This window comes from Prevotella dentalis DSM 3688 (genome assembly GCF_000242335.1).
GTDB lineage: Bacteria > Bacteroidota > Bacteroidia > Bacteroidales > Bacteroidaceae > Prevotella > Prevotella seregens.
In genome coordinates, this window is the sequence record NC_019968.1 from 494,467 (window position 1) to 506,489 (window position 12,023).

The window sequence follows — 12,023 nt, forward strand, 5'->3', positions numbered from 1 at the left end:
CATGCGGAAAATAGGATTGGCGGGCTGCCTCCTGGTTTTTGCCATCGGCGGGTGGGCCCAAAACTCCGTCTTGCGCCACAAGATGGAGAAGGCTCTCAACGACTATTTCCTGACCTACACGGCGCGGAATACGGACTTCGGCCAGCAGCCGCGGCTCCAGTCGCTGACCATCGACGACAAGATGCGCCGTGTGACGGTGGCCACCAGCGATGCCTTCGCACAGCAGGAATTCACCAACAAGCAGGTGGGCAGAATCTACAAGCACGTGAAGCACGCCCTCGTGAAGCCTTATAGCGGCTACGAACTCCGTGTGACGACCAACGGCATGCTCATCGAACAGTATGTGCCCGGCCATGTGTTGAGCGATGCCGACGGACACGCGCTCTGGGGACGCACCGACTACGACGGCCGGCCCTGGGTGTCAAACGCCTCTGCACCGACACGCTTCACCCACGGCTTGTACAACCGCCACCTCACCGTCTGGGCCTCGCACGGCCGTTATTACGACAACAAGAAAGCACTCTGGAAGTGGCAGCGACCCATCATCTTCGGCACGACAGAGGACCTTTTCACCCAGACCATCGTCGTGCCTTACCTCATTCCGATGCTCGAAAAGGCCGGGGCCGTGGTGTTCACGCCACGCGAACGCGACTGGCAGGCGTGGGAATACATCGTCGATCCCGACGGCGGCCTCAACACTTTGCCCAACGATTACCGGGAATACGCCGAAAGCGGCGCGTGGAGTTACACCCCCGCGTCGGGCTTCGCGGCCCATGCCGGCAGCTATCTGGACGGCGAAAATCCCTTTGCCGCCGGGCGTTCCAGGCAAATCAAGACCACCAAGAAAGACGGCAAGGCCTACGCAAAATGGCAACCCAACTTCATCAAGGCGGGCCGATACGCCGTCTACGTGAGCTACCAGACGGTGCCTGGAAGCGTGGACGACGCCCACTACACCGTGTTCCACAAGGGCCAGGCCACCGAGTTCCGCGTCAATCAGCAGATGGGTGGCGGCACGTGGGTCTACTTGGGGACTTTCGATTTCGGCGAGGGCGACCACATAGACAACTGTGTGATGCTCACCAACCAGAGCCGGCACCACGGCGTGGTGACGGCCGATGCCGTGCGATTTGGCGGCGGCATAGGCAATATTGAGCGCGGCGGCACCACAAGCGGCTACCCGCGCGCCATCGAGGGAGCCCGTTACTGGGCCCAGTGGGCGGGGGCGCCCTATACCGTTTACGGCGGTCGCAACGGCACGGATGACTATGCCGACGACATCAACACCCGCTCGCGCATGCTCAATTGGCTGGCCGGAGGCTCCGTCTTTGTGCCCACTTTGTCGGGCAAGAAAGTGCCCATGGAACTGTCGCTGGCCGTTCACAGCGATGCCGGCTACGCCAAGGACGGCGTGGGACTTGTCGGTTCTCTGGCCATCTGCACCACTGACTTCAACGACGGCCGACTCGACGCCGGCATCTCGCGCACGGCGTCAAAGCTCTTCGCCGAGGAGCTGCTCTCGGGCGTGACACGCGACCTAAGCTACCAGTACAAGAGCTGGGCGCGCCGCTATCTATGGGATCGCAACTACTCGGAGACCCGTTTGCCCGAAGTGCCGGCGGCCATTCTGGAAACGATGTCGCACCAAAATTTCCCCGACATGCTGCTTGGACAAGACCCGCATTTCAAGTTCACGCTGGCCCGTTCCATCTATAAAACCATTGCCCGCTACGTCAACGGCATGCACGGCCACGCCACGGTGATAGCCCCGCTGGCCCCCACTGCCGTGAGTGTGGAGCTGGCAAGGAACGAGGCGCAACTGTCGTGGACCATGCAACCCGACCGGCAGGAACCCACGGCCACCCCCACCTATTATATATTGTACACAGCCATCGGCAACGGAGGGTTCGACAACGGCCGCAAGGTGAAAGGCACCACCGCCACCGTCGACCTGCAACCGGGCATACCCTACCACTTCAAGGTGTCGGCGGCCAACCGCGGCGGCGAGAGCTTCGCCTCGGAGGTGGTGTCGGCTTGCGTGCAGCCGGGTGCCACACAGACGGTGCTGGTGGTCAACGGCTTCCAGCGGCTCTCGGCCCCGGCCGTGGTCAACAACGACACGCAGCAGGGCTTCGACCTCGATGCCGACCCTGGCGTGACACGCGGTGTGACGGCCGGCTGGTGCGGCTTGCAGAGCGACTTCGACCGTGCCCACATGGGCATCGAGGGCGAAGGAGGCCTTGGCTACGGCGGCAACGAGCTGGCCGGCAAGTTCATTGCGGGCAACGACTTCAACTATACCATGGCCCATGCCACAGCCATCGCCTCGGCCCGCAAGTACAATGTGGCCAGCTGCTCCTCGCGGGCTGTGGAGACCGGCAAGGTGCGGCTGGAACGCTATGCGGCCGTCGACCTGATACTCGGCCTGCAACGCTACATGCCCGATGCGCTGGCCTACGACAAGACGTTCCCCGCACAGCTCCAGTCCAAGCTCTCGGCCTACACTGCCGGGGGCGGCTGCGTGCTGGCCAGCGGAGCCTACATTGGTACCGACATGAGCAGTGAGACCGATGCCGCCTGGCTCGCACAGACGCTTAAGGCCAGCCCCGGCACGTCCATCAAGACCGATTCCATCAGTGGAGCCAACGGTCTGGGCCTCACGTTCGACTTCTTCCGACTGCTCAACGCCGACCACTACGCCGCCACTCGTGCCAACGTGCTGCAGCCCTCGGGCGGCGCCGTCTGCGCCATGCAGTACAGCAACGGCCTTACTGCAGCCACGGCCTACGACGGGCCGCGCGGCCGCACTTTCGTCATGGGCTTCCCATTTGAGTGCATCACCGACCCCGCCATGCGCAACCGCCTCATGCAGGGCATCATGAACTATCTCCTGAAATAACTTTCAACAAACACCGACACTTATGAAAATTCAAGCCAACCACTCCGGAACCAGAAGCATTGAGGTGAGCGAGGCCCACCTCCAGACCATAGACAAGTACTCGTTGCTGCGCAATCTCATCGACAGCAACGGCATCATCGACGAGGACGTGCTCGACAAACTGAAGCTCAACGTGCGCTCCATGCTCGGGTCGGAAGCCGGCAAGGACAAACAGTTGCTCGACCTCTGCCTCGATGTTATCTACAACAACAACATGAAAGCCTTCGGGTTGCACCAGCTTATCCTGCTCTATATCGACTGGAAACGCAACCAGGAGACCGAGGAGGAGGCCGACCCGCAGGAGGTAAGCGACTGATGCGGCAACACCAACTCACAGATTTCCTACCCACTACACGCAAGGAATGCGAGCTGAGAGGATGGGATGAACTCGACGTCATCCTGTTCTCGGGCGACGCATATGTAGACCATCCCTCGTTTGGGGCGGCCGTCATCGGGCGCATTCTCGAAGCCCAGGGCTACCGGGTGGCCATTGTTCCACAGCCCGACTGGCACGGCGACTACCGCGACTTCAAGAAGTTGGGGCGGCCGCGACTGTTTTTTGCCGTGAGTCCGGGCAACATGGACTCCATGGTCAACCACTACACGGCCAACCGCCGGCTACGCCATGAAGACGCCTACAGCCCCGACTCGCGCCACGACATGCGCCCCGACTATCCCTCCATTGTCTACACCCGCATCCTGAAACAGCTCTTCCCCGACGTTCCCGTGGTTCTGGGCGGCATTGAGGCTTCCCTGCGCCGCCTCACCCACTACGACTACTGGCAGGACCGGCTGCACAAGTGCATCCTCTGCGACAGCGGTGCCGACATCATCCTCTATGGCATGGGCGAGAAGAATACCGTGCAGCTCTGCTGCGAACTGGAGGAGGGACGGCCCATCCGCGCTATCCGCGACATTCCCCAAACGGTCTTCCTCTGCCCCGAAGCAGAGATTCCCGGCGGCATCACCGACCAGGACATCGTGCTCCACTCCCACGAGGAATGCCTGCGCAACAAGCGTGCACAGGCCGAGAACTTCCGCCACATCGAGGAAGAATCCAACAAGATGCACGCCCAACGACTGCTCCAAGCCGTCGACCATGTATATACCGTGGTGAATCCTCCCTACCCTCCCATGACCACCGAGGAGGTGGACGCCACCTACGAACTGCCCTACACCCGCCTGCCCCACCCCAAATACAAGGGCAAGACCATCCCGGCCTACGAGATGATCAAGTTCTCCATCAACATGCACCGGGGCTGTTTCGGCGGCTGCTCTTTCTGCACCATCTCGGCCCATCAGGGCAAGTTCGTGGCCTGCCGCTCCAAGGAGAGCATCGTGCGCGAGGCCAAGTTGGTGACCCAGATGCCCGACTTCAAGGGCTATATCTCCGACTTGGGCGGCCCGTCGGCCAATATGTACGGCATGCACGGCCGCAACCTCAAGGCCTGCGAGCACTGCAAACGGCCCTCGTGCATCAATCCCGAGATCTGTCCCAACCTCAACACCGACCACAGCCAGCTGCTCGAGGTCTACCGTGCCGTGGACGCACTGCCCGGCGTGAAGAAGAGTTTCATCGGCAGCGGCGTGCGCTACGACCTCATCCTGCACCGCAGCAAGGACGAGAAGTCCAACCAGGCAGCCATGGCCTACGCCCGCGAGCTCATCACCCACCACGTGAGCGGCCGCCTCAAAGTGGCCCCAGAGCACACGTCCGGCCGCGTGCTCGCACTCATGCGCAAGCCCTCGTTCAAGCAGTTCTACGAGTTCAAGCGCATCTTCGACCGCATCAACCGCGAGGAAGGACTCAACCAGCAGCTCATCCCCTACTTCATCAGCAGCCACCCCGGCTGCAAGGAGGAGGACATGGCCGAGCTCGCCGTGCTCACCAAGAACCTGAACTTCCACCTCGAACAGGTGCAGGACTTCACGCCAACACCCATGACCGTGAGCACCGAAGCCTGGTATTCGGGCTTCGATCCCTATACGCTCGAACCCGTGTTCTGCGCCAAGACTCCACGCGAGAAACTGGCCCAGCGGCAGTTCTTCTTCTGGTACAAGCCCGAGGAGCGGCGCAACATCGAGCACGAGCTCAAGCGCATCGGCCGCCCCGATCTCATCAAACAACTCTACGACGGCGTACCTTTCCGCGGCCGCGTCAACTACGACGCCAAGGCTGCGGGCAGCTCTCCCGAGCCCGCCGGCCGCCGACAAGGCCGACAGGGCAACGCCAAGCCAGGCCATGCCCCGCGCCAAGGGCGGGCGAACCAGACGGGCGGGCAGGGCCGCAAGTCGTTCAACCCCAATTTCCAACCCAACCCACGCCGCCGCAAGTGAACGTCATCGAACAGTGCCTCATCGGCAAACACACACCCGAAGACTGCGAAGACGGCATCGTCCTTACGCCCCACTTCGCGGCAGTCATCGACGGCAGCACCAGCAAGTCGCCCTCACGCGTGCGCCCCGACATGCGCAACGGCCGCTATGCCATGCTGCTCGTGGCCGACTTCATCCGCCGCATGCCGGCCGACGCCTCGCTGGCCGACTGTTGCCTCAGCCTCACAGCCCAGCTGCGAGCCCATTATCCCGAGTCGCCGGGCGGCCCGGAGGCCATCCCGCCCCACGAGCGGCTCTGCGCCAGCGCGGTGATTTTCAGCCGGGTGCACCGCGAAGTGTGGATGGTGGGCGACTGCCAGTGCATGGTGGCAGACCGGTTCTTCGACAATCCCAAGCCCGGCGAGGCCGCGCTGGCAGCCCGCCGTGCAGCCTGTTTCCACCAATGTTATTACGACGAAGACCACATGCTCGACGGCATGAACATCGTCCACGACTACGCCCGCGACATGATTCTGCCCGACCTCATCCGGAGCATGCAGCAGCAGAACGTGGCCTACGCCGTCATCGACGGCACCCCCATCCACATGCCCGGCGTGCGCACCATCCCCGTGCCGGAGCCGCCGACCGAGGTGGTACTGGCCTCCGACGGCTATCCCCAGCTCTGCCCCACGCTGGCCGAGAGCGAGGCCGCGCTGCGCCGCCAGCTCGACGACGACCCGTTCTGCATCCGCACTTTCAAGGCCACCAAGGGCCGCATGGTGGGCAACCAGTCGTTCGACGACCGCGCCTACCTGCGCCTCGGCGTGTAAAGGCACGCCGCCACAGCCGCCCAAGCCGGCCGCACACTTTCATCCAAACGGGCAGGTATATATATAAAGAGGTGTACCTTCCCACGGAAGCATCAACACATCCATGACCAACAACCCATCCCACAGATACTTTCTCTGGCTGAGCTTCGACGGCACGGCCTATCACGGCTGGCAGATCCAGCCCAACGGCATGTCAGTGCAAGAGAAAGTTCAGCAGTGCCTCTCCACCCTGTTGCGCCAGCCCATCGAGGTGACGGGGGCCGGACGAACCGATGCCGGCGTGCACGCCAGGCAGATGGCGTGCCACTTCGACACGCTCCAACCCCTCGACACCATCCAGCTGGCCTACCGCCTCAACCGCATGCTGCCGCGCGACATCAGCTGCTGCCGCGCCGAGGCCGTGCCCGCCGACCGGCACGCCCGCTTCTCGGCCACCCGCCGCACCTACCGCTACTTCATCCACACCGGCCGCGACCCGTTCCTGCGCCACTTCTCGGTGGAGATGCACTGGCAGCTCGACTTCGCACTGATGAACGAGGCGGCCGCCTGGCTCGCCACCGTGACCGACTTCCGCGCGTTCTGCAAGGCCAACGCCGACAACAAGACCACGCGCTGCCAGGTCTCCTGCGCCCGCTGGGTGCAGACGGCCCCCACCACCTGGTATTTCGAGATTGCGGCCAACCGCTTCCTGCGCAACATGGTGCGGGCCGTGGTGGGTACGCTGGTCGATGTGGGCCGCCACCGCCTCTCGCTCGACGACTTTCGCCGCGTTGTCCTCGCCGGCACACGCTCCGATGCCGGCGAGTCGATGCCCGCCCACGGCCTCTTCCTCTGGGAAATAGCCTATTAATCGACAGAAAAGTCGTACCTTTGCACCCGTAAAAAGATGATGTTCATCGGATAATCAGTTCTGACATGTGGTTGTTTTTAGCATTTCTCTCGGCAGCGTTGCTGGGATTCTACGATTCGTTCAAGAAAAAGTCGCTGCAGGGAAACGCCGTCATCCCGGTGTTGTTTCTCAACACAGTCTTCTCCTCGCTCATCTTCCTGCCATTCATTTTGTTCTCGGCCACGGGCACTGCACTCGACGGTTCCATCTTCCACGTGGCCTCGGGCGGCTGGGAAATGCACCGCTACATCGTGCTCAAGAGCCTCATCGTGCTCTCCAGCTGGGTGTTCGGCTACTTCGGCATGAAGCATTTGCCGCTCACTATCGTGGGTCCCATCAATGCCACGCGGCCGGTGATGGTGCTCGTGGGCGCACTGCTGGTCTTCGGCGAACAGCTCAACGGCTGGCAGTGGATGGGTGTGTTGCTGGCCGTGCTGTCGTTCTTCATGCTCAGCCGATCGGGGCGCCGGGAGGGCATCGACTTCAAACACAACCGCTGGATAGGCGCCATCGTGCTGGCAGCGGTGCTCGGAGCCGTGAGCGGCATCTACGACAAGTACCTCATGGCCTCGCCGGCCAACGGCGGTGTAGGGCTCGACCGCATGGCCGTGCAGTCGTGGTACAACCTGTACCAGATGGGCATGATGCTCGTGATGATGGCCGTTCTGTGGTGGCCCACCCACAAGCGCACCACCCCTTTCCACTGGGACTGGACCATTATCGGCATCAGTGTGTTCCTGAGTGCGGCCGACTTCGTCTACTTCTACTCGCTCAGCCTCGACGGTGCCATGATTTCCATCGTGTCGATGATTCGTCGCGGCAGCGTCATTGTGAGCTTCCTCTTCGGCGCTGCCGTGTTTCATGAGCGCAACCTCAAGTCCAAAGCCGTCGACCTGGCCCTGGTGTTGCTCGGCATGGTGTTCCTCTACATTGGCAGCAGGGGCTGATACACGGCCGGCCTACAACGTGCACCAAGCCCCGTGCCACCCTTTCCTTCCTCCGTCGCCACACGGCCCGAGCGACCCGGCCCCGTCGCAAGCCATCGGCGCCAACCGTCTGGACGCTCGCACCCACAGCCGCCACGCGCAAAAAATTATTGATAGGTTTCGCCCCTTTTCCTTTGCAATCTGAAACGAAAGTCGTATCTTTGCGGCCGAATCGTCATTCAGAATCGTAATCTCCATAGTTCACACTGCACGCATGGCACGCAATATTTTCAGAGGATTGGGCATTGCCCTCATCACCCCGTTCACTCCCGAAGGCGACGTAGACTACCCCGCACTGAAGCGGCTGGTGGAATATCAGCTCGACAACGGGGCCGACTTTCTCTGCATTCTCGCCACCACGGCCGAGACTCCCTGCCTTACCCGCGACGAGAAAGACCGCATCACGGCCCTCATCAAGGAGGTGGTGCACGGGCGCATTCCTATCTTGAAGTACTGCGGCGGCAACAATACAGCGGCCGTCATCGAGGAGCTGAAGTCCACCGACTGGAGCGGCATCGACGGCATCCTGAGCATCTGCCCCTACTACAACAAGCCCTCGCAGGAGGGCCTCTACCAGCACTTCAAGGCCATTGCCGCCGTGAGCCCGCTGCCCCTCGTGCTCTACAACGTGCCCGGGCGCACGGGCGTCAACATGAAAGCGGCCACCACCGTGCGCATCGCCCGCGACTGCTCCAACGTCGTGGCCATCAAGGAGGCCTCGGGAAGCCTGGAGCAAGTGGACGAGATCATCAAGAACAAGCCCGACCACTTCGAGGTGATCAGCGGCGACGACGCCCTCACGTTCTCGATGGTGGCCAGCGGTGCGGCCGGCGTTATCTCGGTCATCGGCAACGCCCTGCCCAAGGAGTTCTCGCGCATGATTCGGCTGGAGTTCAACGGCGAGTACGACCCCGCCCGCAAAATCCACCACATGTTCACCGAGCTTTACAGCCTGCTCTTCGTCGACGGCAACCCCGCCGGCGTGAAAGCCCTGCTCAACGACATGGGCTTCATCGAGAACCGGCTGCGCCTGCCCCTCGTGCCCACCAAGATTGAGACCAAGCAAAAGATGGCCGACATCCTGCGGGAGCTGCGCTTCTAATCCCCCGCGCCGGGCATTTTCCCCTCCCCTTGATCCATACCGAAAGCCGTAACGCACAGCGCGTTACGGCTTTTGTTGTGTCCAGCGGCGGCCGTTTGCGTTGCCACCGCCCTGTTGCCGCGGAAGCATGACGGTGTAAACGCCAGAGAAAAACGGTGTAATCGCGGGGCCGTTACCCGTTTTTCGCAGGGCTGTTACGGTGTAATCGCGAGGCCGTTGCGCCGTTTTCGCATGGGCAGGTATCGTAGAAAGGGGCACCAGCAACTTCTTTTTCTCACAGATTCCACAGATTTTGCAGATGCTGCGCGTGGAATCTGTGAGAAAAGCCTTGCAAAACTTCTGTGAAAAAACGTGCCATCTGTGAGAAAACCCACCGCGCAGCCCGTACTGAAACACGGGTATTGCCCGTAGGGGCCGGCCTCCGCACCGGCCCGCATGCCCGTCAGGGCATTCACGTGGCTGCCTGTTCCGGCCCCCCGCTCCGCTCCGCGGCCTCGCGTACCGACTGCCGATACTGGCGGGGCGAGATGCCGACGACCTTGGAAAACAGGCGGGAGAAGTAGTAATTGTCGTCTATACCCACCTTGCCGCTGATTTGAACGATCTTCATGTCGGTGGTTTCCAGCAGCCGACAGGCCTCCTGCACCTTCATCAGATTGAAATAGTTGAGCGGCGAGTGACCCGTGTTGTTCTTGAAGATGAGCGAGAACTGCGACACCGAATAGCCGATGTAGCGGGCCAACGATGGGAGCGAGAGCCGCTTTTCGATGTTCTCTCCCATGTATTTGATGGCCGCCTGGATGACGTCGCCCTCGGCCACGCGGTCGCCTTGCTTGTGGTATTTGCGGAAGAGGGGCAGGAAACGGAACGTGGCCAGATAGGCGTGCAGCAGGGCCGCGGCGTAGCGCAGGTTGTCCGTGGAGTAGCCGTCTGAGAGCGTCAGAAAGATTTCCTCGAACAACATGATGCGGTCGGCGATGCGCGATGTCGGCCCCGGACGGACGTCGCGCGGCCCCTGGCAGTCGCCCGCCAGCTCGGCAGCCAGGTCGCCGGCAAAGTGTATCCAGTAGATGGTCCACGGGTCGTCGTTGTTCGAGGCATAGGTGTGCGGGCGGCCGGCAGGGATGATGAAGTACTGGTCGGCGTGCACCTCGTGCTGCGTGCCGCCCACGCGGTACCAGCCGCTGCCGCACGTGCAGTGGATGAGGATGTGCTGGCCGATGGGTGTGGTGCGCTCGCGGTAGTGGTGCATGGCGTGGGGATAATGGCCCATGTCGGTGATGTGGAGCTGGCGCAACACGGCATCGTCCTGGGCGGCATGGCGTACAATGGCGGGCAGCACGAGGGAACGCTCGCCCTCGAACCCCTCTCCGATTCTAAGCATAGGCGCTGGTCTTGGGTGGATTTGACGGTGTAAAGGTAGCCAAAAAACGGAAAACTACGCACGTGGCATCGGAATTTTGTCTATTTTTTCTCCCCGGCCCGTCTATTTTCCGGCCGGGCGGATTGTGCTACCTTTGCACGCAGAAACCCTGACTAAAAACATTTGGCATCATGACAGCAACCCTGAACAAGCGATTTGTCTACTTCATCTGCACCGTGTCGGCCATGGGCGGCCTGCTCTTTGGCTACGACTGGGTGGTCATCGGCGGGGCCAAGCCTTTCTACGAGCTCTATTTCGGCATTGCCGACAACGCCTCGATGCAGGGCCTGGCCATGACGGTGGCCCTCGTAGGGTGCATGGGTGGGGCCATGCTCTGCGGCACACTGGCCGACCGTATCGGGCGCAAACGGCTGCTCGTCGCCGCGTCGGTCATCTTCCTGCTCTCGTCGCTGGCCGTGGGTGCAGCCCGCAGCTTCGGGTTCTTCCTCGTGGCCCGGCTGGTGAGCGGCGTGGGCATCGGGCTGGCGTCGGGCCTCTCGCCCATGTACATTGCCGAGGTGGCGCCCTCCGCGATACGCGGCAAGCTGGTGTCGCTCAACCAGCTCACCATCGTGCTCGGCATCTTGGCAGCCCAGCTTACCAACTGGCTCATCGCCGATGCGATACCTGCCGGCTCCACGGCTACCCAGATAGCCGCCTCGTGGAACGGGCTGACGGCTTGGCGATGGATGTTCTGGGCCGCCATAGTGCCCTCGGGCGTGTTCTTCGTGCTGGCTTTCCTCATCCCCGAAAGTCCGCGCTGGCTCACCATGAAAGGCCGTGAGCGGCAGGCCCTCGGCATCCTGACGCGCATCGGCGGAGGGGTCTATGCCGAGGCCGAGCTCCGTGCCGTGAGGGAGGCCAACGCCGCCGATGCCTCGCAGGGAGGGCTGCGCCTGCTGCTGAGCCGCCCCTACAGGCGGGTGCTCGTCATCGGGCTGGTGGTGGCTTTCTTCCAGCAGTGGTGCGGCACCAACGTCATCTTCAACTATGCCCAGGAGATATTTCTGGCCGCCGGATACGAGATTGGCGACGTGCTTTTCAACATCGTGGTGACGGGTATAGCCAATGTAGCCTTCACCATCGTGGCCATTTTCACCGTGGATCGCTGGGGGCGCAAGGCGCTGATGATGCTCGGCGCGGGCGGCCTCTGCGGCATTTACCTCACGCTCGGCACGTGCTACTACCTCCAGGCATCGGGCTTTTTCATGATTGTGCTCGTGGTGGCGGCCATCGCCTGCTACGCCATGACGCTGGGTCCATGCACTTGGGTGCTGCTCTCCGAGATATTCCCCAACCGGGTGCGCGCCGTGGCCGTGGCCACAAGCACCTTTGCCCTGTGGGTGGGCAGCAGCACATTGACCTACACTTTCCCCCTGCTCAATCGGGCACTGGGCAGCTACGGCACGTTCTGGATCTACAGCGCGGTGTGCCTGGCCGGCTTCATCTTCATGGCCCGCATGCTTCCCGAGACCAAGGGCAGGAGCCTGGAGCAGCTCGAACACGAGCTGGTGGACTGAACATCAGAAAACAAACCAA

General features: G+C 62.1%; 9 protein-coding genes. 8 read left to right on the forward strand and 1 reads right to left on the reverse strand.

All coding sequences use genetic code 11. The annotated features are described in order from the left end of the window. The first annotated feature begins 1 nt into the window (after position 1). The 7 genes from PREDE_RS09270 to dapA all read left to right on the forward strand — a co-directional run bounded on the left by PREDE_RS09270 (position 2) and on the right by dapA (position 9,061). Positions 2-2,899 carry a golvesin C-terminal-like domain-containing protein gene (locus PREDE_RS09270; RefSeq protein ID WP_005846778.1) on the forward strand — a complete coding sequence of 966 codons (2,898 nt, stop codon included), beginning with the start codon at positions 2-4 and terminating at the stop codon, positions 2,897-2,899. Between the two features lie 22 nt (positions 2,900-2,921). Next, positions 2,922-3,254 carry a hypothetical protein gene (locus PREDE_RS09275; protein ID WP_005846780.1) on the forward strand — a complete coding sequence of 111 codons (333 nt, stop codon included), beginning with the start codon at positions 2,922-2,924 and terminating at the stop codon, positions 3,252-3,254. After that, positions 3,254-5,275, forward strand: coding sequence for a YgiQ family radical SAM protein (locus PREDE_RS09280; protein ID WP_005846782.1), 2,022 nt, complete (start codon positions 3,254-3,256; stop codon positions 5,273-5,275). The genes PREDE_RS09275 and PREDE_RS09280 overlap by 1 nt, the downstream gene beginning before the upstream one ends. Beyond that, on the forward strand, positions 5,272-6,084 hold the full coding sequence (locus PREDE_RS09285; protein WP_005846783.1) for a hypothetical protein: 813 nt from the start codon (positions 5,272-5,274) through the stop codon (positions 6,082-6,084). Before PREDE_RS09280 ends, PREDE_RS09285 begins: the two co-directional genes overlap by 4 nt. A 103-nt stretch (positions 6,085-6,187) precedes the next feature. Continuing rightward, positions 6,188-6,934 (forward strand): tRNA pseudouridine(38-40) synthase TruA, encoded by a 747-nt coding sequence (gene truA, locus PREDE_RS09290; RefSeq protein ID WP_005846785.1) that lies wholly within the window; start codon positions 6,188-6,190, stop codon positions 6,932-6,934. A gap of 65 nt (positions 6,935-6,999) precedes the next feature. After that, on the forward strand, positions 7,000-7,920 hold the full coding sequence (locus tag PREDE_RS09295) for a DMT family transporter (protein ID WP_005846787.1): 921 nt from the start codon (positions 7,000-7,002) through the stop codon (positions 7,918-7,920). A 253-nt stretch (positions 7,921-8,173) separates the two neighbouring features. Beyond that, positions 8,174-9,061: a 4-hydroxy-tetrahydrodipicolinate synthase gene (gene dapA, locus PREDE_RS09300; RefSeq protein ID WP_005846789.1), complete on the forward strand. Its 888-nt coding sequence runs from the start codon at positions 8,174-8,176 to the stop codon at positions 9,059-9,061. A 451-nt stretch (positions 9,062-9,512) separates the two neighbouring features. Here the strand turns inward: dapA and PREDE_RS09305 are convergent, their stop codons facing one another. Next, positions 9,513-10,445 carry an AraC family transcriptional regulator gene (locus PREDE_RS09305; protein WP_005846793.1) on the reverse strand — a complete coding sequence of 311 codons (933 nt, stop codon included), beginning with the start codon at positions 10,443-10,445 and terminating at the stop codon, positions 9,513-9,515. A 170-nt stretch (positions 10,446-10,615) separates the two neighbouring features. Between PREDE_RS09305 and PREDE_RS09310 the strand changes: the two genes are divergently transcribed. Continuing rightward, complete coding sequence (locus tag PREDE_RS09310) at positions 10,616-12,004, forward strand: sugar porter family MFS transporter (protein WP_005846795.1); 1,389 nt, start codon at positions 10,616-10,618, stop codon at positions 12,002-12,004. Positions 12,005-12,023: the final 19 nt, after the last annotated feature.